The organism is Corynebacterium parakroppenstedtii, from assembly GCF_019754935.1.
In the GTDB taxonomy this organism is placed as follows: domain Bacteria; phylum Actinomycetota; class Actinomycetes; order Mycobacteriales; family Mycobacteriaceae; genus Corynebacterium; species Corynebacterium parakroppenstedtii.
Window position 1 is genome coordinate 797,013 of sequence record NZ_JAGSOA010000001.1, and the last position, 23,290, is coordinate 820,302.

Sequence of the window (23,290 nt, forward strand, 5' to 3'; positions counted from 1 at the left end):
ACTCGATCCCGCGATGAATCAGCACACACCGGTGACAGCGCGATGGACACCATCCTCCCAGGCCGGCAGCGGTGTCAGCCCCAGCGCGAGCCACGACGAATTATCGAGAACAGACCAGTGAGGACGCGTTGCCGCCGTCGGATAATCCTGGGTCGAGATCGGGATGACACGATCCGGATCTGCCCCGACCTCTGCGAATACTCGACGCGCCACGTCCCACCAGGTGCACGCGCCCGCACCCGTGCAATGAACGACGCTCCCGGGGGCAAGGATCGCGGGGAAACTGATCGTTGCCGACGACGCGCCCGAGAGCTCCCACAGGCCACGGGCAAGGTCAAACACGTTGGTGGGGCTTCCCCACTGATCATTAACGACGCGGACGTGGGGGCTATCGTCGCCGCGGGACTGCTGCTCCAGGCGCATCATGGTGGAGACAAAATCTTGGTGGTCAGGCAAGGCCGAGCCTGAATAAACCCACGCGGTTCGGACAATGACGGAGGGCACGTCGGTATTCTCGAATGCTGCCTGAACAGCGCGGTCGCCGGCTAACTTGGTACGGCCATAGACCGACTGCGGATAAGTGGGGGTGTCGACGCGTAGCGGTGCGTGTCCGCCGACGAAGGGCTCCGACGTTTCTGTCTGATTGACTGACTCGTCGCCCCCATCCGGTTCTGTGGCGTCGTTCTGGCCGTAGACATAATCCGTCGAGATGTGGATAAACGGTATTTCTGCCTGCGCGGCCGCCTGCGCTAAATACGCGGCCCCATCAGTGTTGACGGCACGTGCAGCGTCCTGGTGAGCAGGTTCTTCGGCGCGGTCCACGGCGGTGTAGGCGGCGGCGTTAATGATCAAGTCGGGCTGTTCCGAATCCAGAACGTCATGAATAACGTCCTGGTTGGTGATGTCCAAATCCGCCCGCCCCACACATGAGATGCGCCCACTCCGTACCGGTGCCGGAGCAGTCATTGCTAACGCGGTTCCTAGTTGGCCTCGCCCTCCGGCGATGAGGATATTCACGGTCTTTACTCTCCTTGTGCCTGTGTACACGGGGCCGGGTCGCACCACCGACGTTTGCCACCCATATGTACTCCCATGCGTGCTCCGTCATAACGGTCATGACGTTCGACATGCCAAACGGTTATCGCGTCTCGCATAAACTACAGCGTAAACTGTATATTCTCGAAAAGCTTCACGGTCATGCCGCCTTAATGTGTAGGCATAGCTATCGACCAAAGGAAATTTTTTGTATGGGTAGGACTGACGATTCTCGAGGCCAGGGCCCGAAGGGGCACTACTGGCGCGGTGACGATTCACATGGACGCTCGTCGCACGAACGCAGCGGCGACGCATCACGGCGGAGTTCCTATCGCCACGAGTCGCCATCTGGAGCCGGGGCCAACGACGCCACCAGCGAACAGTCTGGTGCTGGGCGTCGCGGCTACAACGGATCTACCCGCTATTCCGCCTCACGTCATAATCCTGATGACCATTCTGGTCACGAGAATCTGCGCGACCGCACCCCTCGCGAGCGCGGCAATCACCGCCATCGGTCCACCGACGCGTACCGACGCAGGAACACCTACGCGGAATCCTCCCAACCGTCACGCAATCGGGGCCGCCCTGCGAACCGGGCGGCCGGTGCCAGAGTCATTCAGGCGCCACCGAATGCACGCCCCAGTCACAAACAGGTGGGATCGCGGACAGTCAAGTCGCTCTTAGTAGTCATCGCGTTGGTCTGCGTCATACTGCCCGCCGTCGGCTATAGAGCGATCGGCGGGTTGGGCAATGAAATGGCCTCCGCCGGAAACCTCAAGCTGGGCGAAAAAGGCAAAGCTAAGGACGGCGCCACCGATATCCTCCTCGTCGGCGCGGACTCACGCACCGATGCCAAAGGGAATCCATTAAGTGAGGAAGAGGCGAAAATGCTCCGCGCCGGGGATGACGTCGCAACCCTGAATACCGACACGATCGTCCTCATCCGCGTGCCCAATGATGGGTCGTCGGCAACGGCAATCTCGATTCCCCGCGATTCCTATGTCCACACAAAGGACTTGGGGAACACAAAGATCAACGCGGTGTTCGGGTCAACCAAGTTTGAGAAAGAGAAGGAGCTCCAGGACGAGGGGAAAGACAAGGACGACATAGATAAGGAGTCCACAGAAGCTGGGCGTTCCGCACTGATCGATGCCGTGGCGAACCTCACGGGGATTACGGTCGATCACTACGCGGAGATCGGGCTCCTCGGGTTCGTGCTGCTCACCAACGCTGTCGGTGGCGTGGAGGTCTGTCTGAACAACGACGTTGACGACGACTTCTCCGGGGCGCACTTCAAGAAGGGCGCACAAACGCTTGATGGCGCGGATGCTCTTTCTTTCGTCCGCCAGCGCCATGGTCTTCCTCGTGGCGACCTCGACCGCATCGCGCGGCAGCAGGCGTTCATGGCGTCGTTGGCTCACAAGATTCTCTCGACGGGCACGCTGACGAGCACGTCAAAAATCTCGAAACTCTCCGAGGCTGTTGAACGGTCGGTGGTGTTGGACAACGACTGGGATGTCATGAGCTTTGCGACGCAGATGCAGGATGTTGCCGGCGGGCATGTGTCATTCCAAACCATCCCGACGACCAGCCTGGACGGAACGGGCGACAACGGCGAATCCATCGTTACCGTTGATCCCGACCAGGTGAAGGCGTTCGTCGCGAAGACCGTCGGCGAGGAACCGCCGAAGAAGAGCGAGGATAGACACAAGGATTCGAGTGAATCACCGTCCGAGAGCTCAACTGAGGAAGAACCGGTCGAACGGGACTTCATGGCGTCGCAATACACGGTGACGGTGACGAATGGTTCATCCGTCACGGGCCTGGCCAGCCGGGTCTCGAAGATCGCGACTAGCGAGGGCTACGCGGAAGGGACCACGGCCAATGACACGGAGGGCAGCTCGCAGACCAGCGTCGTAAAGGTTGCCGATCCCGATTCGCACCCCGCGAAGTTCCTGGCCCAGAAGTTGCATCTGAAGGTGGAGCAGGACTCGTCGCTCTCGGATAACGAGATCAACGTGTACCTGACCAATGACTACAACGGGCCGGGCAAGACCGAGGATTCTCTGCAGAAGTACCTTGATGGAGAAGAGTCCGACGACGCCAACAACGCGGATGCGAACGCTGGGGCTGGGGGTGCCAGCGATGCTGGTCCTGGCGAGAAGGGTGAGACCAATACTCAGCCTGGCGAGTCGCCTAAGTTTGATGCTGGTGACAGCCCCAAGTGCGTGAATTAACGGGTGTGTACCGGCGGGGCAACCCGCCTCCGCCCCGCAAACGGCGCGCAACCCAATAACGACGCAACCCTAGAAATGGAGCACCGATGGACCTGCTGAGAGCTGCGCTGAAGCACGACCCCAGTGCGCCCCGCCTGACTGTCTACGTGGATTCCCCCGACCCGCGGAAATCGTCCCGCATGGAGTTCAGCACCATCACCCTGGATAATTGGACGTCCAAGCTCGGGAATTATTTCCTCGACGAAGCCATGATGGAGCCCGGGGACTCGGTGGCCGTGGCTATGCCAGCCCGGTGGCAGACCGCTGCGGTCATCCTTGGAGCAGTTCGAGCTGGCATCACACTTATCGACGACGAGAGTGACGCTGATGCGGAGACCGTTGGCCTTGTTGCGTTTGTTGAATCTCTTCTTGCGCCCTCGGGCGAGGGCACAGATGGCACGGAGGCTTCAAGGGATGCCGGTGCTCGGGCCGGGAACCCGTTTGCGCGCTATACCGACAACGTAACGGCATATTCTGACGCGCCGGTTTATCTCTGCACCGACGACCCCTTCGGACGCTCAGTCGAAGACACCGGGGTTGACCTGGACGAACTCGACGTCGAGGAACCGATGGATCTCTTTGGCGAGGCCCGCCTGTGCCCCGACGCTTTTATGGGCGACGACGCTGCAGCAGACGATCCCGACCACATCGTTCTCCGCGACCACAACGGAACGCTAACCGTCGGCGAACTCCATGAGGCTGGTCAGCGGTGGTACGAGGCGCAACTTCACGACAATGATGCGGTAGCGGAAGCCAGTGAAAACGCACCTCAGCCACACCGTGCGCTTCTGGGCGCGTGGCCAAGCATCCGTGACTTCTTAATCGTCGCCGTCGGCACCTGGGCGAATAATGGCTCGCTCGTCTTTTATTCCGATGAAACCAACCGGAATGACGGCCGATACCGCGATATTGCGGCTTCCGAAAAAGCTGCTATCAGCGATTATCTACAATAACGAGCAATAAGGGCACTATCTGGGGCATCTTCCAGCCCAAGCACCGGCGCCATCATCAACGCATGACAAAAGCGGATGCCTCGTCGGCATCCGCTTCATCTAAAAATTACCAAGCAGAATTTACTTGGAGTGGCACTTCGAGTGGCACTTGGTCAGGAAAGCCAGCTTTCCACCGGTGCGGCCAACTTTCTGCAAGCCACTGCTCTTGGCTGATTCAATCTTGGCCTTACGCTCTGCACGTGCAGCTTTCTTCTCTGCCTTGCGTGCGCGACGGGATTCCTTCTTGGAAACTTCCTTGTGCTTCGTGCGCGGAGCCGCAGCGATGTTCAGCAAACCACCGACGATAGCGGTGTTCAGCGCGAAGCTCAGGGCTTGAGTATTCTTCTTCTCTGGTTCACTTTCCTCCCAGAAGCGGTGGCCGGCGTAAGTCGTCGGAACGAGGGAGCCCACCAAGCCAAGTGCTGCAAGGCGCGGGAAAATGCCAAGGCCCAAGGCGGTTCCCAGGCCCATCATCGAAACACCATTTGCTTGAACAAGAAGGTTGGAGGAAACCGGGAGTTCCTTAATCCCCAGCTTGTCAGCGGCCTGCTCAACAACGCCGGACAGCTGTTCGGAGTTGTCCAAGGCGTTCTTTCCGCCGACGATAAAAACAGGGGCAATGGCCGCGCGGCCAATGAAACGCAGAAGCTTAGACATAAATGTTCACCTCATGAGTCGGATTGGTTCAGTAATGATTCTGGTGAAGGTCAGTTGTCGATTGTAGGCGCATTCAGGACATTAATCACCATCCACGCGCCTGTAGTGAGGTTTTCTTCGCAAACGTGGCCGCTCTGCAGAGACCCCACACTATTAACGGAACAAATTTTTTACATAGTGCATTCCTACCGCGGCATATTCCCTCAACAAGCTATGGTTCTGCACGCTGCGCGGATTCGTCGCCCCCACAACCTCAACATCGCACTCACGGAAAAGCCCGGCACGACGCAACCGCTCCACGATCATGTCAATGCGTATGCAGTGGAAATCCGTGCTCACCACCACGAGCGATTGCGGTTCCCGGCCCAACCGCTGCGTCATAATCGCGTGAGCATGCCGAAGGTTTTCCTCCGTTGTCGTCGAGGTGTCCTCAATCACAATGTGTTGCGGCTGCATGCCTTGTTCGCGCGCATACTCCGCCATCGCCTCCGCCTCGGGGCGCGGCTCGTCGTTCCCCCGCCCACCGCAGAGCACCAACACTGGTTCGTGTTCGAGCCTCTCGTCGCGGCCACTTTCCGACGGATGTGCGCGCTCTGTGTCACGCCAGACTTCTATTCCCTTGTCGACGCGATACGCCAAGACGCGGGATACCCGACCTTGGATCAGCCCGGCGCCACAGACGATGATCCCTTTCGGAACGCCTGCATGATGCCGGCCAGAACTGTCATACTGGCTGTCATACTGGCCCGAACGATGCGACCAAGGCGTTGACCGATGACGCCGCACAGCACGCACAAAACACACGAAGCCAGCGCCCAGCACGACGAACACCAGCGAATACCCACCTGCGACAACCCTGACGAATGGCTGCACACCACTCGGCATCAGCGCAATCCATGCGGCCGGAATAACGGTGGACGTCCACCACGCCGTCGCCGTCACCGCAGCCAGGTGGATAGGCCCTCGGCCGTCGGGCGTGCGAAGGGCTCGGCCCATCTTCCGCGCTGTCCACACCCCCACTGCGCTGGTCACGGCGAGCCCCGCGGGAAGTAAGCGCCACGTTCCCACGTCGATAAGAAAAGAGAGTGACCAACCGATCACCCCAGCTCCGGTCAGGGCAATCGCGGCTGCAGGAGTGCGCGCGGTTTTCTTCACTGGCAGATCACTTTCTGGCAGCTCACTCGGCGTCAGACATGAGCTTCTGGCGGAGCGCAAGGTCCTTCTTCAGGACGCTGGTCTCCATATCTTCCTGGTACTTCACCATTTTCGTGATTAACGACGGATCCCCTGCCGACAGAATTCGCACGGCCAGGAGGCCCGCATTTTTAGCGCCACCAACGCTGACCGTGGCGACGGGAACACCGCTGGGCATCTGGACGATGGAGAGGAGCGAATCAATGCCTTCCAAATTGTCCAGGGGACGGGGAACTCCGATGACTGGGAGCGGCGTCGCTGCGGCCACCATGCCGGGCAAATGCGCTGCCCCACCGGCGCCCGCGATGATGCACGAAATGCCCCGCTTGTGGGCCTGACGTGCGTAATCAAGCATGCGTTGTGGGGTTCGGTGCGCGGAGACCACGCCGACCTCGAAGGGGATCCCGAACTCCTGAAGAATATCGGCGGCCGGCTTCATTATTGGCCAGTCTGAATCCGACCCCATGATGAGGCCCACCTTGGGACCGTTGGGCTGCGAATCAGTGCTGACCTGCCCGGCGCTCGCCGAATCCGTGTATCCACTGTTGTCACTCATGTCAATTGTCCTCTCTTGCCCGGAACTTTTATTGCCTAGTTGCGCCGAACCTAGTCGGCAGTCTCCGGCCAGCGCCCGTGAACCAAGAAATAGGCAGCTTCCTGGGCCTTCTTTCTCACATCATCGGGAGACACAGCATTCGACTGCTCACCGAAAGAGCCAGCTGAGCTAGACGAGTCCCCGGAATCCGACCCCAATGATGCCGAGATGTTCACATGCCCTATCTTCCGCCCAGGCCGGAACCCTTTGCCATAGAAATGGATTTTTGCTTCCGGGAACCGCTTCCACACATGAACCATGCGCTCTGACCAGGCCATATCCGGATCCTCGTCTCCACCCAGTACATTGGCCATCACCGTGCACTCAGCAGTCATCGCGGTGCTACCGAGTGGCATGTCCGCCACCGCCCGCACATGCTGCTCAAATTGGCTGGTCACGCACCCGTCCTGCGTCCAATGGCCGGTGTTGTGCGGTCGCATCGCCAGTTCGTTAACCACCACGGCCGGATCGCCGTCCACATCTGTCGTCTCGAAAAGTTCGACGGCCATCACGCCGGTCACGCCGAGTTCTGTCGCAATGCGCGTAGCGATTCGTTGTGCTTCGTCGTGAAGAGAGGGCTTCAACCCCGGCGCGGGAACGATAGCCAGCCAACAAATGCCATCTTTTTGTACAGATTCGACGACGGGCCATAACGCGGTTTCTCCTGATGGTGTCCGCGCAATCATCGCGGATAGCTCGCGAACCAAGTGAACTTTGCGCTCGGCCATGACCGGGGTGCCGTCATCAAGGAGGGTAGCGACGAGGTCCGCGCACTCGTCTTCGGATTCGGGGAACCAGACGCCGTGTCCGTCGTACCCGCCGCGGCAGGCTTTGATGCACACTTCCCCGTCCATGACATGCCAGAACTGGCGCGCGTCGTCGACCGACTCCATCGCCATGAAGGGAGGCACGGGGAGCCCCATCTCCCGGAGTTTCTTCCGCTGGGCCAGCTTGTCCTGGGCGTAAAGCAGCGCGTCGGGGCCCGGCTCCACATTCACCCCTTCGGATTGCAATGTTCGCAAATGCTCCGGGGGTACGTGCTCGTGATCGAAAGTGACAGCGGTCGCCCCCGATGCCACGCGATGCAAGTCGTCGAGATTCGTGTAATCACCAATGACCACGTCGGGAATGATCTGGGCGGCGGACGCTGAGGTATCTGAGGCGAGCAACCGCAAGGACTGCCCTAATTCCGCCGCGGCAGGCTGCATCATGCGAGCCAATTGCCCGTCGCCGACGACAGCGATCGTGGGCTGGCCTTCGATATGCGAGTCCGACGCGACCCGATCTGCCTTATCTTGATCTGCCTTGTCTACGGTATCTTCCGATCTAGCACTCACCCGGTTAAGTATAGGGGCCGCTACCAGCGGTGGCGCAGGCGTCTGGTGGTCACGCGTTTTACTCTGCGTACTTTTGCAACATTCGGGACCATCAAGGGGGGCATTCGGTAGACGTCGAAAATAAGGGTTGATCGACGACGATGCAGCCCGGTGACCTGGTCTAATGGGATATCAACGATATCGTCTTTAGCGAACCTAGCGACGACGCGATAGTTCGTGACGACGAGGCGATTGCGCCACCACTTCATCACCGGGCGGGCGAAGAACCAGGCCATGGCGACGACCCACGCTATGAGGAGGAACTGGCGCAGTCCGCCGAAGCCACCATCGACGAAAGGGCCGGCGGCGCCATCGATCATGCCGATGATTCCCCACATGATTCCGCTGATGAGGATGGTCTCCAGGACAGGGAAGACGAGGGTACCTCGTTTGGAATGGACGTCAACGAGAACTCTTTCATCGTCCGCGATGCGGTATTCGGGGAAGCCGCCGTTGAAGGGTGGGAGCGGTTCCAACGAATCGTCATCGAGGGGCTCGCCACCGTAATCCTGGCTCCACAGGTCGGAGCCTCCGTAACCTCTGCGGCCATCGCGTTCATCGAGGTCATCCGTCGGTCGGTACGCATGGCTTCGGATGGCCACAGTGAGGCACCTCCCTTCTCAGCGTGAGTCCCTTCGCGACGTGCATTGGTTTTTGGCGTATGTCGTTCTCGACGTGATCGTCGACAAACTACCAGTTTTACCAATTGTCACATGATTAACGTCAGTATCCCAGTGTTATCTCCTGTAACATCATAGTGGGCGACGGAACACGGCCTCGTGGACACAGGCTCATGAGTAGCGCAGATGCGTAATATCGCCGGCCGCCACGGTGTGAATTTGCCCCCGAGCATCGCGAATGAGCAATTCACCCGCGTCGCTAATATCCACCGCCGTGCCGGTCAGTTTTCCGCCATCGGGCAAACCGGCGCTAACCGACTCGTTCAAAGTTGCCGACACCGACTTGTAATCGTCGATAAACGACGATGCCGATCCGCCCGCATTCCGCCATTGCCGCTGCCTCTCAAGCAGTGAGCCCAGGACGGCGATGGTGACCTCTGTCCGATCGACATGCTTGCCTTCCAGGGCAAACGAGGTTGCCTTATCAATGGGTAGTTCCGCCTTCGTGAGATCAATATTGAGCCCGAACCCGACGACCACCGTGGGATTATCAGACATACTGACCGCTTCGGCGAGGATTCCGCACATCTTGTCCCCGCGCACCAAAATGTCGTTCGGCCACTTCACGCGGGCATCAATGCCATACGAGCGAACCGTATCGGCCACCGCCACCCCAGTCAGAAGTGGGAGCAATCCGAGTTTTGTCGGTGGCACTTCCGGGCGGAGCAGCACACTCAACGTGACCTGGCTGTGCCGCGGCGCGCTCCAGGCTCGCCCCAAACGACCGCGTCCGGACACCTGTTCTTCCGCAATCAGAACAGAGAGATCCGGGAGCGTCCTGGCCGCCGCATGAAGATCAGTGTTGGTCGATCCCGTTGACTCAACGATCGCGACATCGTTCCACCCCTGTTCGCGCAGAGCCTTCACCACACGCTCGTGATCTAACGGTGGCCTTACCCCCGCATTTTCACTTTCATTATCATTTGGCGACGTTGTGTCGGTGCGGTTGTCTTGCTCGCCGGAGCTTCCTTGCGAACCCTCAGACCACTTTCCTGGGGGCACTTGCGCACCTTTCGCCGACGCATTACCCGCACCGGACCACGTACCGGGAGGAACTTGTGCCCCCTTCGCGGATGCATCACCCTCACCCGACCATTTACCGGGCGGAACTTGTGCCCCCTTCGCCGACGGATCGCCACCGTCGGACCACTTCCCCGGCGGAACCTGCGCACCCTTCGCAGACGGATCGCCACCCGCGCCCTGCGCGTCCCGTCGGTCGTCGCCTGTGTCGTCGTTATTCCTGTGCTTATCGTCGTGAGTCATGTTTCTTATTCTTCACCATAAGGATTGAGAACCATAAGTATTAATGACGCAGTGAGGTCGCCCAGCAACCGTCGAGAGCTCACACCAGCACCACATGCCTCTTTCCGCCACTTTCCCTCTTTATGGGGGGGCTCATCCGGGGGAATTGCAGACGTTTCAGTCCGTTCCTGTTGGTATTTGGGCCTAGACTTAAGCACATGACAGCCGCCACACTCACCGCGGATACAACCGCACAAGACATCCACACCACCGCCGGCAAGTTGGCCGATCTACGGTCGCGTCTCGCAGAGACTCAGATGCCTATGGGCCAAGCGTCCATCGACAAGATTCACGACCGGGGCAAGCTTTCCGCCCGCGAGCGCATCGAATATCTCCTTGACGACGGTTCCTTCGTCGAAGTTGATTCCCTGGCCAGACACCGGTCCACGAACTTCGGGCTCGACGCTAAACGCCCTCTCACCGACGGTGTTGTCACGGGCTACGGAACGATCGATGGCCGCAAGGTCTGTGTGTTCTCGCAAGACGTCGCCATTTTCGGTGGTGCGCTCGGCGAAGTGTACGGCGAAAAAATCGTCAAGATCATGGACTTGGCCATTAAGACCGGGGTGCCGCTGATCGGCATCAATGAAGGTGCTGGTGCCCGTATTCAAGAGGGCGTTGTGTCCCTGGGCCTGTACTCCAAGATCTTCTTCCGCAACACCCGCGCATCGGGCGTTATCCCGCAGATCTCCCTGATTATGGGTGCGTGCGCAGGTGGCCACGTATACTCGCCAGCGCTGACTGACTTCATCATCATGGTGAATAAGACCTCCAAGATGTTCATTACCGGCCCGGACGTCATCAAGACCGTGACCGGTGAGGAAATCACCCAGGAGGAACTCGGTGGTGCTTCAACCCACATGAGTTCCTCGGGTACATCCCACTACACCGCGGAAAATGACGAAGACGCCCTGGACTTCGTGCAAGAGCTCATCAGCTACCTGCCACAAAATAACCGGGCCGAAACGCCTCGTGTCCCTGCCGATCCATTCGAAGGCTCCATCGAGGACAACATCACCGACGCGGACCGTGAACTGGACACGATCATCCCAGACTCCCCCAACCAGCCGTATGACATGAAAGATGTCATCACCCACATCTCCGACGACGAGGAGTTCCTGGAGATCCAGGAAGGCTACGCCGAAAACGTCATCATCGGTTTTGGCCGGGTCGAGGGACGTGCCGTCGGTTTCGTCGCCAATCAACCCATGCAATACGCAGGGTGTTTGGACATTAAGGCCTCTGAGAAGGCTGCGCGATTTGTCCGTACCTGTGACGCGTTCAACATTCCGATCATTGAGCTTGTCGACGTTCCGGGGTTCCTTCCCGGCACTAACCAAGAGTTCGACGGCATTATCCGTCGTGGTGCTAAGTTGCTGTACGCCTACGCAGAGGCCACCGTCCCGAAGATCACGGTAATCACGCGTAAGGGCTACGGCGGAGCGTACTGCGTCATGGGCTCCAAGGACATGGGCGCGGATATTTCGCTCGCATGGCCCACCGCCCAGATTGCCGTGATGGGTGCTGCCGGCGCCGTCGGATTCGTCTACCGCAAGGAACTGAAGAAAGCGGCTAAAGAAGGCAAGGACGTTGCTGCCCTGCAGAAGTCCTATGAGCAGGAGTACGAAGATACCCTGGTCAACCCCTATGTTGCGGCCGAACGCGGGTTCGTCGACGCCGTTATTCCGCCTAGCGAAACTCGCGGCCAGATCATCGAAGGCTTGCGCCTGCTGGACCGCAAGGTGGAGAACGTCCCAGCAAAGAAGCACGGAAACATTCCGCTGTAACCAACGTGGCCGAGGGGCGACCACCTTCCCCGCCCCTCCGTCGTTAGCAACCGTTATTAACGACGACTATTAACGACGACGGCCTCCACGGGAGAAACAGCGAGAAATGGAGTTTACATGTCTGACGGCTCACACGTGGACGACACCACAACCAGCGCTAGCGACACGGGCGCACCCGGTGACGGAACAGCGACCGAGAAGAAGCCTGTGTTCCTCAAAGTGATCAAGGGAAATCCCACCGCGCCTCAAGTGGCAGCCCTGACGGCTTTGTTTGCAGGTATGTCAGCTAATGCGGGCGACGACGGCGAACCCGAGACACTGAACAACTGGGGACGCTTCGACGAGAAGTTCACGAACACGCACACGTCGAATGCCGGTAGCTTCCCCAACCTGAGGTTCTACTAAGCCCGCTGATCTCATTGTTCCGCGTGTTTTAATGGGACCATGATCATTCTGGCGTCCTCCTCCCCCTCGCGGTTATCCGTCCTCCGCTCTGCTGGCGTCGAGCCAGCCATCGAACCGCCCGAGGTCGACGAGGTCGCCATTTTGCGCACTGTGCGCGACAAATCCCCCGAGGACCAAGTCTGCGCCCTCGCCCACGCAAAAGCCACGGCTATTGCGTCGAGACACCTCACATCGGTCCACCCCGAAGGCGATAATCTCACGCCCCGGGTGGTTATTGGTGCCGATTCGATGCTGTACCTGGATGGCGAACTTCAAGGCAAACCCCACACCGTCGAGGAAACAATCCGTCGCTGGACTAACCAGCGCGGGAAAACTGCGCGACTCATTACCGGGCACTGCATTATCAACCTTGACACCACGGCGACAGATGAGGACACCTTCGTGCGCGCGGCCTCCACGACAGTGCATTATGCACATGCTTCCGACGCCGATATCCGCGCGTACGCAAATTCCGGAGAGCCCTTGAACTGTGCCGGTGCGTTCACACTGGAGGCCATGGGCGGGTGGTTCATCGACCGCATCGAGGGGGATCCGTCGTCCGTCATCGGTCTCTCACTCCCCCTTGTGCGGGAGGCGCTATACAACTTCGGTTACGAGGTTTCTGAGTTCTGGAACCGCTCTGAGCACGCGAATTAAGCCCGCCATCACTGGGAATCACACCCGGTGGTTACGTCGGCTCGGCGGGTGAGAAATATCAAATAAAACCTTATTGACACCCCGGCCCACCTGCCCTATATTTATTAATTGCTTTAATTTTTTATAATGTAGTTAGGGCTAACACATGTGGACGCAATCACGCAGAGGCATACATGCGGATCCACGAACCCGCGCGCGGTAATCCGTCACCAAGGAGAAAACAATGACTTCAGTTACCGCTAACAAATCCACACCATCAACATCGCCACAATCGGCACCAACGGTTGACGCCGAGAGTTACTCGGACAAAAGGAAAGCCAGCCAAGCCGCACTCAAACAGCTCATTAAGCCAGTTCAGAGCCGGCTGCTAGTGTGCAGGATCCTGGCTTTCGCATCGTGCATCGTCGCCGTTGCCCCCTATGTCGCACTCACCCACATCGGTGATCTTCTTCTTAACGACGGTAGCCATGACGACATCAAACGCAGCGCCATCATCCTTGTCTACGCCTTCCTGACGCAGGCGTTCTTGTACACGCTTGCGCTGGCTATTTCGCACTTCGCTGATTTGCGGTTGCGCGACAGGATCCAAAGCGACATGGTGAAAACCCTGGCGCGGGCGCCCTTATCGTGGTTCAGCGACACCTCAACCGGCAAAGTGCGCAAAGCAATTAACGACGACGTCAAACAAGTGCATACGCTCATCGCCCACGCCCCCGTGGAACAAACTGCCGCGGTCGCCGGGCCACTAGTTCTTCTGGCGTACGCGTTCATCGTCGACTGGAGGCTTGGTCTCCTCTCCATCGCCACGTTCCCCATTTACGGCGCGCTGCAAGCGCTCACCATGCGAGGCATGGGCACCAAAACCGCCGAAATGGACGACAAACTGGGCGATATTTCCTCCGCCGCAGTCGAACTGACCGAGGGCATCTACGTCGTCAAGAACTTCGGACGAACCGGAGAAACGCATGCCCGATTTACTCAGGCATGCAAGGACTTTGCCTCCTTCTACTGGGAATGGTGCGGGCCGCTCATCCGTGCCTCGGCTCTGTCGCTTTCGTTCATCTCGGTCTCGACGCTCATGGCCATCAACGTGGGATTCGGGCTGCTGATGGCGAGCACCGGATGGGTCACAGTCCCCGAGGTTCTCACCTGCTCGCTGATCGCGCTGATTCTCCCTCGGACGATTGAGGTTCTGGGATCGACTGCGTGGGCATATCAGCAGGCAGGCAATGCAGCGCTCCGTCTCAAGGGAGTGCTGGATACGGAACAGATTCCTTATCCCGAGGAGCGCAATCCCGAGGACAATGCTTCATCCAGCGCTGGCATTCAGGCCAGCGGCACGAACGGCAACCAGGACATCGTTTTCTCCGACGTGTCCTTTGCCTACTCCACTGCCGACGGCAAAGTCGACGCCCTGCGCGATATCAATCTCCGGCTTCGCCCCAACACGGTGACTGCCCTCGTCGGACCATCGGGTTCCGGAAAATCGACTCTCGCAACAATGCTCGCCCGCTTCCGTGATCCCGATTCCGGAACAATCACCATCGGCGGCACACCGTTAACAGAGTTAACCGAACGGAAACTCTATTCCACAGTGTCATTCGTCCTGCAAAACCCCTACTTGCAGGACCTCCCGATCCGGGACATCATCTCCCTACCTCGCCCCGACGCGTCCGACGAAGCGATACGCGAAGCCGCACGTCAGGCCAATATTCTCGATGACATCGAAGCGCTCCCCCACGGTTTTGATACCACCCTCGGCGGGCAAACGGACTTCTCCGGCGGCCAGAAGCAACGGCTAGCCATCGCCCGCGCTCTCCTTGCCGACGCCCCCGTCCTGGTCCTCGATGAAGCCACCACCGCCACCGACCCGGATTGTGAGGCGGACATCCAACGCGCGCTCGCCCAACTTGCACGCGGCCGGACGGTCCTCGCCATCGGACACCATGCAGAATCCGTCGCCGGTGCTGACCATATTTGCGTCATGGAGCACGGCCGCATCGTCGCCCAAGGCACCGCCGATGAACTGGCCGAGCAACCCTTCTGGAAGCACCTCACACAAGGAGTCGCACAATGAGCTCTGAATCTCAATCCACCCTTGCGTGGGCACGTAACCTCCTTCTCATCAAAGACTTCCGGCACATCCTCACCGCCGAGGGCTACAGAAGGTTTATCCGCAGCCTGTGGTTCGCCGTCGTCCTCGGCATTATCGAAGGCGTGGGCATCTTCGCGGTAATCCCCGCCATCACCGCCTACAGCAATGGCGGCACCTCCATGGGGCTCACATGGCCACAATGGATCCTGGTGCTCGTTGTTCTCGCGGTCGCCGGTGCCATCATGACCTACGCCCAACAAACAACCGGGTATATGGCGGCCATGGACCTGCTGCGCCATTGCACTATTAACGTCGGCAATAAAGTAGCCCGGCTACCACTGGGCTGGTTCGACCGCACGGTGTCGTCGCGGTTATCCATCCTCCTCACTCAGTCCCTCATGCAGATCGGTGAGGGCGCGGCGCACTTCCTCGGCCCACTCGTTCGCGGCTTGACCACCATGATTGTGATGACCATCCTGGCCTGGTTCTGGGCATGGCAACTTGGGCTCGTCTTCTTGATCGCCATTCCGGTCATACTTTTATTAACGACGGCGACCCGCGCTCTGAAACGGGCCGGGGAACGGATGACTATTCCGACCGAAATCGACTTCGCCAGCCGCGTGGTGGAATTCGCGCACACGCAGCCGTCGCTTCGTGCCTCCGGGCGGGCACAATCGTATGAGCCGCTCGACCGCGCACGGTCGGACAACTACCGCAGCCATGCTAAAGACCTGTGGGTGAGCCTGGCCGGCAATGTGATCTCAGGGATCGGCGCGCAAGCTATCACCGTGGCGCTCATTATCGTGGCCGTGGTGTTGGGCACAAGCGGCACGTTGACCCCCATTGCAACGGTGGCGTTCATTGGTGTGTCGCTCCGGTTCTCCAAAATCCTTGAGGAAATCGTCGGCAATACGCTGGCCATTGAAGTTGCGCGTCAACCCATTGGGCAGGTCGACGAGATCATGTCCGCACCCGAATTACCGACGCCCGCCGAGCGTGTGTCCCTCCCCGAACCGGGCACAGTGGCGATGAAGTCAGCCACGTTCGGGTACCACAGCGGCAACCCCGTCATTCACGACGTCTCCTTCACTGCACCTCAACACGGACTCACGGCGATCGTCGGCCCCTCGGGAAGCGGAAAGACCACGCTCTTCCGCCTCATAGCCCGCTTCTGGGATGTCGACTCGGGCAGCGTCAGCGTCGGTGGCGTCGATGTCAAGGACCAGCCCACTGAGCAGCTGATGGAGCAGATTGCCATGGTGTTCCAGGATGTTTATCTTTACGACACCACCCTGTTCGAGAACATCAAAGTCGGGAACGACGATGCCACCGAGGACGACGTGTACCACGCCGGAGGCCTCGCCGGCGTCCATGAAATCGCAGAACGGCTCCCCGGCGGGTGGCACTCCACCGTGGGTGAAGGCGGAAACCGCCTCTCTGGTGGCGAGCGTCAACGCGTTTCCATCGCCCGTGCTCTGCTCAAACGGGCGCCGATCGTGCTCTTCGATGAGGCGACGTCGGCGTTGGACCCCGATAATGAGGCGCACATCGAGCAGGCCATCAATGACCTTCGTGATCGCTCAACGGTGCTGGTTATTGCGCATAAGCTCAACACGATCCGCAATGCTGACAAGATCGTCGTGCTCGGTGAGGATGGTAACGTTGTGCAGGTCGGCACCCACGATGAACTCATTGCATCGAGTGGCATGTATCAACATCTATGGAGTGCCCGCGAAGCAGCACAAGGATGGTCATTAATTTGAGTCCCGGGCCCGGTCGCAAACCCGTCTTCGATAAGGAACAGGCTGTACAAGCCGCGCTCGAGGAAGGCGTCGCTACTTTCAGTCTCCGGGGTGTTGCCGACAAACTCGGAATTAAACCTCCGGCGCTGTACCGCATGTTTTCCTCGCGGGACGAGCTACAAGCAGCGGCGATGCAAAAGCTTGCCGAGCACATTAATGACCCGGCCGTGGCCACGACATGGCAGGACGCGCTGAGGCTGTTTAGCTCGCGATCGTGGGACCTGTTTTCGCGTTACCCCGAGGCACCCACGGTCATTATGACCAAACCCGAGGCGATTATCGGTGTTCTGCCTGGCTTCAGGAGGCTCATTGACCGGCTTGTTCGCCTCAATATTCCCGGCGGATTCCTGTGCGCATCGTTCGCCGTGGACTTCATTGGTGACATCACCATCACAACATTTATTCAGATGCGGTCCTTCACAACAACCGACGACGCTGGAGAAACCCCGCTTGACCGGTACACCACCTCGGCCGACAACAACGACGATGTCTTTGGTATGAAGGACATGCCGGGAACAGGTTTTCTGGACAGCAAAGTGGAATTCATCATTGCCGGTATTGAGCACGGAATCGGCCCGGGGAATAGCGAGCCTGAAGCTAGTTAGCCGACGACGGGGCCGCGGGCGCGTCGAAGGTTGCGCGAAGGGCAGGCAATCCAGTCCCTAGCATTGTTATGTAGGCGCATTTAAACTGGGCTTATGAGTGAGCACCGTGATTTCCTAGCCCCCGCACCCGTCGAACTACCCGCCGATCCCGCGAAAGCGTTGATCGACGAAGGAAAGAACCTCAACGACGTCGTCGTCGCTGTGCCCACAAGTTCACTCGCATGGGCAGAGCTTGCCGAAGATGCATTGCGTTCCATCGACATGACCGCTGCTCACAGTTCCGACGATCACCGCCGCGCGGCCGTTGCCGCCTACGCGTATGCGCGGACCGGTTATCACCGTGGCCTTGACGCTTTGCGTGCGAATGGGTGGAAAGGATGGGGTTCGGTGCCGTGGTCGCATGAGCCGAACCGTGGGGTTCTCCGCGCCATTGCTGCTCTGGCCCTTGCTGCGCGAGCTATAGGGGAAGATAACGAATACGACCGCTGCCGGAAACTCCTCGAGGACTCTGACCCATCATGTGTCTCTGCGCTGATCGACGATCAGCTCGGCGCTAACTAATCCGCGCAGAATAGACGACATAAGGAGTGACAGCCGATGTCAGTTCTACTAGGTGTCTTATTCTTCTTCGGACTTCCGCTGATGGTGTGGTACGTCATCATCCGCGCAACCTATCGGATTGAAACAGCGGGTCGATCGGCTCACAGACGCGGAGCACCGGATACCCACAGCGGCGCCCAGGCGGCAGAGGATGTAGCACGCGGACCAGCAGAAAACGCTGAGGCAGATAGAGCCCCTAATGGCGTCCCCGCAACACGTGAGTTCACCATTTTCTTCTGGTCCATCGTGGCATCCCTCATCTCTGCCGGTGTGTGTTTAACCTGGTCACCGACAACAATGCCGACGTGGCCTCCCCCGACAAACACCGCGCCGTATCAAATCGTTGCCTTCATGATTCTGTTGGTGGTATCCGCGTCGGCACTGTCCTGCCTCACGCCGCGCGTCTACACGGGTGCGTACACCGCTGCGGCGGGAATTTACGCCGGGTTCGCCATCCCGTTCATTTACCTCGCGTACCAGGACCCGACCGGCCAAAGTGGCATCGGCGTCATCATCCTTGACGTCTTTGGCAACATCGCCCTCGTCGTCGTCCTATCCATTTTCGGCGCCGTACGCGTGTGGTGGTTACGTCGCAAAGGTCGTCGTCAGGCCCGCCACACAACAACACTGGAATAACGGCGCATAAAGCGCCATACAAACGCCACACACCAATTACCCCCACCGATCACAGATCGATGGGGGCAGATTGTTATAACAACCGGGTTATAACAACCAGACAGAGCTCTTAGGCGTTGGCTTCCTCAACGCGGCGGATTGCTTCGTCGGCAACCATTTCCTGGATGCCCATGTCCAGCTCAGAGGTGAAGCCCACGCACGAGCAGTTGATCTCGCCCAGGACGTAGGTGTCCTCGCCGTTCTCCCCGTCGTCAAGCATGAAGTCAGCGGTCCAGATCAGCGGCACGTTGCCGTCGCCACCCAGCTTGTCGGCAATAACAGGGCGGACAGCGGCGAATTCGTCGATCAGGTCCTGCCACTCTTCCGGCTTGTCGTAGGTGTACTGCGCGCCAGAGAACAGGGTGGCCGAGAAGTTTTCACCACCGGCGGCTGGCTTCTTGTGAACAACGAAGACCGGCTTGTCGCCGACGAGGAGGATGCGGATTTCACCTTCCACGATGCGGGGCATGAAGCGCATGTCCACGAGCATGCCGTTATCGCCGACGATGTACTGGTCACAGAAGTCCATGAACTCGCCGAGCTTCTTGTGCTCGGTGTGGTTGTCGACGGCTTCCGTGCAGACCAGCATGGTGTCGAGCGGAAGAGCGGTGCCCGGCTCAACGGAGTCAGCGAGTTCCTTGTCCTCGATGCGAACACGCCAGATGCCGGAACCCGTGGATCCGCGGTTCTGCTTGAGCACGCGCTCGCCGTAGGAGAGCGACTTCGGGAAGGTCTCGTGGAAGCTCTCGACGTCGTAGTACGCTGCCGTGTCCGAGGGCACCAGCGACGTGTCGTTGAGCTTCACCAGCGCATCTTTCGCGCCGTAGTCCATCATCTTTTCGGGGCTCGACATGCCGACGAGGCCAGCGTCGCTCAAACGGGTGAGCAACTCGAAGTAGCCCTTTTCACCACCGGGAATGTTGCCGGGGTTCACGCGAGAAATGTAGCCGCCTGAGGACTTGGATACCTTCTCAAAGATTTCGTCGGCCTTGGTGTTGTCGTAGTAGATGACCTCTGAATCCCAGCCGTCGTGAGCTTTAATTGCGTTAACGATGGGCATCGTGTCTTTACGGTGACCATCGGGTCCCTTGTCGTTTCCGCCTTCAACTTCGAACACAACGATGTTCTTCTGCACTGGCTATTCTCCTCGGTATTGCCGTCGGTTGGTGTTATCGACGTAAATCCGGCTCTCCACTGTGGGATATAGGGTAAGCGCTGTCTACGTCTCGCACCCCCATGTGGTGCGGGTGCAGGTCACTACCATCTTCAGAGTCCTCTAATCCCTACTGCACAAGCCCTGAATTAATGGATGTACCAGCTAAAACACTAATAGACCTCCCCTGGTCACGCTGGATATTGAGCTGTGGGAAATAACACCACCCGTTTTCACCCCCGAGTGCGGTTATATTGCACTGCTGTTACTTGCGCAGAAGGGATCGCTACCCACTGACCCCTTCCCCCACCCCATGTTTCTTATAGGATTGGGAACCATGGCCGCGCCACTTGACCCCCACCCCTTACTTCAGGACTACGCCCACCCGGAAAAAGTTGTTACCTCACAATGGTTGGGGGCAAAACTGGGCACCCCGGACGTTCGCGTCGTCGAATCGGACGAAGACAGTTTGCTCTACGATCTCGGCCACATCCCCACGGCCATTCGCATTGATTGGCGACGAGACCTATCCGATCCGATAACCAGAAACGTCATTTCCCCCGAAGCGTTTGCACAGTTAATGCGCGAGAAAGGGATCCGCCGGGAAGACACCGTCGTTATCTATGGCGACCATTCCAACTGGTGGGCGGCCTTCGCGTTCTGGGTTTTCACGCTCTACGGGCACCCGGATGTCCGCCTGCTCAACGGCGGCCGTGATGCGTGGATTAGGGCCGAGCGGGAAACGACATTCGCCGTCCCAGAGAACCCGGAGTCCACCTACCCCGTGCCCAACGTGTGCACCACCGGGCTGATCTCAGTTGGCGACTTACGCGAATCCTACGAATCATCCCAGCTTATCGACGTCCGTACGCCCGAGGAATACCGCGGCGGGACCTCCGATGGTGGCTCGTCGACGGCGAAGTCGACGTTGCGGACGGGCCATATTCCCGGCGCGGTGAACATCCCGTGGGACTCAACGGTGTATCCGAATAGCAATTTCCGCAGCACGGATGAATTGCGCGAGATTTTCGGTGCGCTGGATTCGTCGAACCCTACGGTGACCTATTGCGTGACGGGTGAGCGCAGTGCTCATACGTGGTTCGTGTTGCGGTATTTGTTGGGTTGGGATGATGTGAAGAGCTATTACGGCTCGTGGGCCGAGTGGGGAAATATGGTCGGGATGCCGATCGTGCGTAGCGACCGCCCGCTGTGATGTAGCCCACACCTGTCTACCACCCCCACATTTACCCCTTATTGATTTTCATAGTGAACTTATTTTGCATTTAACGTGGTGCAGTTACGGGCTATTTCCTCATCATTCCCCCCAATGAGGGCAATACAGCCGCTAAAGTTCACAGTTCTTCGTCACCACTGTGCCACAATTGAAGCTGTCCATTGAATATGTGCATCTGGACACGATTACAGCGAGTTCATCCCCGCGTGGCCGGAGTGTGAGCGCCCTTGATCCCTGATGATGGGGCGTTGACGATAGTTAACCAGCCCAGGCCTGCCCGCGTGACCGACTACTGATGCACACCAGCCGAGAGTTGCACAGCGAATACAGGAGGGTTTCGTGTCCGCCGACAGTAAGACAATCGAGACCAAAAAAATCACTAAAGTTCTCGTCGCCAACCGTGGTGAGATCGCGGTGCGTGTGATCCGCGCCGCCAAGGACGCTGGAATCCCCAGCGTTGCGGTCTATGCCGAGCCCGATGCCGAGGCACCGTTCGTCCATCTTGCCGACGAAGCCTTCGCCCTGGGTGGCCAAACATCTGCGGATTCGTACTTGAATTTCGACAAGATTTTGGACGCGGCGAAGAAGTCGGGCGCGAACGCGATCCACCCCGGCTATGGCTTCTTGTCCGAGAACGGTGACTTCGCGGAGGCCGTCGAAAATGCTGGGTTGATCTGGATTGGCCCGTCTCCTGATTCGATCCGGAAGTTGGGCGACAAGGTGACGGCTCGCCACATTGCGTTGGCGGCGAATGCTCCTATGGCTCCGGGGACGGAGGAACCCGTCAAGGACGCGGACGAGGTTGTCGAGTTCGCCAAGGAGCATGGGCTCCCAATTGCGATTAAGGCGGCGTTTGGTGGTGGTGGCCGTGGTATGAAGGTCGCTCACAACCTGGATGAGGTTCGTGATCTCTACGATTCGGCCGTCCGTGAGTCCATGGCAGCGTTCGGCCGGTCGGAGTGCTTCGTCGAGCGGTACCTGGATAAGGCGCGTCACGTGGAATGCCAGGTCGTGGCGGACATGCATGGCAATTATGTAGTGGTTTCTACCCGTGACTGCTCGTTGCAGCGTCGTTTCCAGAAGCTGGTTGAGGAGGCCCCAGCCCCCTTCTTGACCGATGAGCAGAATGAGCGTTTGCACCAGTCGGCGAAGGATATTTGCCGTGAGGCTGGGTACTACGGCGCAGGCACCGTCGAATATATGGTTGCCGACGATGGTCTGATTTCCTTCCTTGAGGTCAACACCCGTCTGCAGGTGGAGCACCCCGTGTCGGAGGAAGTGACCGGGTGGGATCTTGTCCAAGAGCAATTCCGCATCGCTGAGGGTAAGGAACTGTCGCGCAAGGAAGATCCTATTCCGAATGGCCACGCCATTGAGTTCCGTATTAATGGTGAGGATCCGGGCAGCAACTTCATGCCGGCTCCCGGTACGGTCACGAAGTACGTTGAGCCTTCTGGCCCGGGTGTCCGTATGGATTCCGGCATTAATGAGGGCGAAGTCATTGGTGGCCAGTTCGACTCCATGCTGGCCAAACTCATCGTGTGGGGTAAGGATCGCGACCAGGCGCTTGCCCGCTCAGCCCGTGCCCTAGACGAGTACCAGGTTGAAGGCTTGGCGACGGTTATTCCGTTCGACCGCCACATCGTGAAGAACCCCGCCTTCGTGGGCGACGGCTCCTCCTTCGACGTCTACACAAAGTGGATTGAGCAAGAGTGGATGGAGACCAACCCGATCGAGCCGTACGCGGGTGACACCGATGCGGATGAGGACACCACCCCGTCCCAGAAGGTTGTTGTCGAGATCGACGGCCGACGGGTTGAGGTTGCGCTGCCGGGCGATCTGGCGCTGGGTGGCGGCAATGGTGGCGCTAAGAAGAAGAAGTCAAAGAAGCGTCGTGATGGCGGCAAGGCCGTGTCGGGCGATGCCGTTGTGGCCCCGATGCAGGGCACCATCATCAAGGTCAATGTTGAGGAAGGCCAGGAAGTTCAGGAAGGCGAGACCGTCGTCGTCCTGGAGGCCATGAAGATGGAGAACCCTGTGAAGGCCACGAAGTCCGGTACGGTCACCGGACTGGATGTGGAAGAGGGCAAGGGTGTCTCCAAGGGAGATCCGCTGATGGAGCTCAAGTAGG

20 protein-coding genes are annotated in these 23,290 nt (G+C 58.9%); 12 read left to right on the forward strand and 8 right to left on the reverse strand.

Annotated features, from left to right (window positions below; translation table 11 throughout):
- Positions 1–18: 18 nt before the first annotated feature.
- On the reverse strand, positions 19–1,017 hold the full coding sequence (gene rfbD, locus KCQ76_RS03345; protein WP_052722172.1) for a dTDP-4-dehydrorhamnose reductase: 999 nt from the start codon (positions 1,015–1,017) through the stop codon (positions 19–21).
- A gap of 230 nt (positions 1,018–1,247) precedes the next feature.
- Between rfbD and KCQ76_RS03350 the strand changes: the two genes are divergently transcribed.
- Both KCQ76_RS03350 and KCQ76_RS03355 read left to right on the forward strand, forming a co-directional pair.
- Complete coding sequence (locus tag KCQ76_RS03350) at positions 1,248–3,272, forward strand: LCP family protein (RefSeq protein ID WP_082089758.1); 2,025 nt, start codon at positions 1,248–1,250, stop codon at positions 3,270–3,272.
- Between the two features lie 86 nt (positions 3,273–3,358).
- Positions 3,359–4,264 (forward strand): TIGR03089 family protein, encoded by a 906-nt coding sequence (locus KCQ76_RS03355; protein WP_052722171.1) that lies wholly within the window; start codon positions 3,359–3,361, stop codon positions 4,262–4,264.
- Between the two features lie 120 nt (positions 4,265–4,384).
- Here KCQ76_RS03355 and KCQ76_RS03360 read toward each other — a convergent pair whose 3' ends face one another.
- From KCQ76_RS03360 to KCQ76_RS03385, 6 genes are all read right to left on the reverse strand, one after another.
- Positions 4,385–4,960 carry a DoxX family protein gene (locus tag KCQ76_RS03360; RefSeq protein WP_012732139.1) on the reverse strand — a complete coding sequence of 192 codons (576 nt, stop codon included), beginning with the start codon at positions 4,958–4,960 and terminating at the stop codon, positions 4,385–4,387.
- Between the two features lie 153 nt (positions 4,961–5,113).
- Positions 5,114–6,115 (reverse strand): YdcF family protein, encoded by a 1,002-nt coding sequence (locus tag KCQ76_RS03365; RefSeq protein ID WP_052722170.1) that lies wholly within the window; start codon positions 6,113–6,115, stop codon positions 5,114–5,116.
- A 22-nt stretch (positions 6,116–6,137) separates the two neighbouring features.
- Positions 6,138–6,710: a 5-(carboxyamino)imidazole ribonucleotide mutase gene (gene purE, locus KCQ76_RS03370; RefSeq protein ID WP_257994307.1), complete on the reverse strand. Its 573-nt coding sequence runs from the start codon at positions 6,708–6,710 to the stop codon at positions 6,138–6,140.
- 50 nt (positions 6,711–6,760) lie between these two features.
- Complete coding sequence (locus tag KCQ76_RS03375; protein WP_221914789.1) at positions 6,761–8,086, reverse strand: 5-(carboxyamino)imidazole ribonucleotide synthase; 1,326 nt, start codon at positions 8,084–8,086, stop codon at positions 6,761–6,763.
- A gap of 20 nt (positions 8,087–8,106) precedes the next feature.
- Positions 8,107–8,727 (reverse strand): YdbT family protein, encoded by a 621-nt coding sequence (locus tag KCQ76_RS03380; RefSeq protein WP_046202663.1) that lies wholly within the window; start codon positions 8,725–8,727, stop codon positions 8,107–8,109.
- Positions 8,728–8,916: 189 nt separating this feature from the next.
- Entirely contained in the window at positions 8,917–10,068 is a 1,152-nt protein-coding gene (locus KCQ76_RS03385) for a biotin--[acetyl-CoA-carboxylase] ligase (protein WP_052722168.1), read from the reverse strand.
- A 197-nt stretch (positions 10,069–10,265) separates the two neighbouring features.
- Between KCQ76_RS03385 and KCQ76_RS03390 the strand changes: the two genes are divergently transcribed.
- The 8 genes from KCQ76_RS03390 (at position 10,266) to KCQ76_RS03425 (ending at position 18,733) form a co-directional block, all read left to right on the forward strand.
- Positions 10,266–11,894 carry an acyl-CoA carboxylase subunit beta gene (locus KCQ76_RS03390; RefSeq protein ID WP_046202664.1) on the forward strand — a complete coding sequence of 543 codons (1,629 nt, stop codon included), beginning with the start codon at positions 10,266–10,268 and terminating at the stop codon, positions 11,892–11,894.
- Positions 11,895–12,011: 117 nt separating this feature from the next.
- A complete protein-coding gene (locus KCQ76_RS03395; RefSeq protein WP_052722167.1) occupies positions 12,012–12,299 on the forward strand; it encodes an acyl-CoA carboxylase subunit epsilon in 288 nt (95 codons plus the stop codon).
- Positions 12,300–12,338: 39 nt separating this feature from the next.
- On the forward strand, positions 12,339–12,995 hold the full coding sequence (locus KCQ76_RS03400; protein WP_046202665.1) for a Maf family protein: 657 nt from the start codon (positions 12,339–12,341) through the stop codon (positions 12,993–12,995).
- Between the two features lie 223 nt (positions 12,996–13,218).
- Positions 13,219–15,072: an ABC transporter ATP-binding protein gene (locus KCQ76_RS03405; protein WP_046202666.1), complete on the forward strand. Its 1,854-nt coding sequence runs from the start codon at positions 13,219–13,221 to the stop codon at positions 15,070–15,072.
- Positions 15,069–16,853 carry an ABC transporter ATP-binding protein gene (locus tag KCQ76_RS03410; protein WP_046202667.1) on the forward strand — a complete coding sequence of 595 codons (1,785 nt, stop codon included), beginning with the start codon at positions 15,069–15,071 and terminating at the stop codon, positions 16,851–16,853. The genes KCQ76_RS03405 and KCQ76_RS03410 overlap by 4 nt, the downstream gene beginning before the upstream one ends.
- Positions 16,850–17,497 carry a TetR/AcrR family transcriptional regulator gene (locus tag KCQ76_RS03415; RefSeq protein ID WP_197416784.1) on the forward strand — a complete coding sequence of 216 codons (648 nt, stop codon included), beginning with the start codon at positions 16,850–16,852 and terminating at the stop codon, positions 17,495–17,497. The genes KCQ76_RS03410 and KCQ76_RS03415 overlap by 4 nt, the downstream gene beginning before the upstream one ends.
- 93 nt (positions 17,498–17,590) lie before the next feature.
- Positions 17,591–18,058, forward strand: a complete 468-nt coding sequence (locus KCQ76_RS03420; protein ID WP_046202668.1) for a DUF3151 domain-containing protein — start codon at positions 17,591–17,593, stop codon at positions 18,056–18,058.
- Between the two features lie 36 nt (positions 18,059–18,094).
- Entirely contained in the window at positions 18,095–18,733 is a 639-nt protein-coding gene (locus KCQ76_RS03425; RefSeq protein WP_046202669.1) for a hypothetical protein, read from the forward strand.
- A gap of 109 nt (positions 18,734–18,842) precedes the next feature.
- Here the strand turns inward: KCQ76_RS03425 and KCQ76_RS03430 are convergent, their stop codons facing one another.
- A complete protein-coding gene (locus KCQ76_RS03430) occupies positions 18,843–19,907 on the reverse strand; it encodes a Cj0069 family protein (protein WP_046202670.1) in 1,065 nt (354 codons plus the stop codon).
- 355 nt (positions 19,908–20,262) lie between these two features.
- Here KCQ76_RS03430 and KCQ76_RS03435 point away from each other — a divergent pair, with 355 nt between their 5' ends.
- Positions 20,263–21,138: a sulfurtransferase gene (locus KCQ76_RS03435; RefSeq protein ID WP_046202671.1), complete on the forward strand. Its 876-nt coding sequence runs from the start codon at positions 20,263–20,265 to the stop codon at positions 21,136–21,138.
- A 360-nt stretch (positions 21,139–21,498) separates the two neighbouring features.
- Positions 21,499–23,289: an acetyl/propionyl/methylcrotonyl-CoA carboxylase subunit alpha gene (locus KCQ76_RS03440; RefSeq protein WP_221914790.1), complete on the forward strand. Its 1,791-nt coding sequence runs from the start codon at positions 21,499–21,501 to the stop codon at positions 23,287–23,289.
- Position 23,290 lies beyond the last annotated feature (1 nt).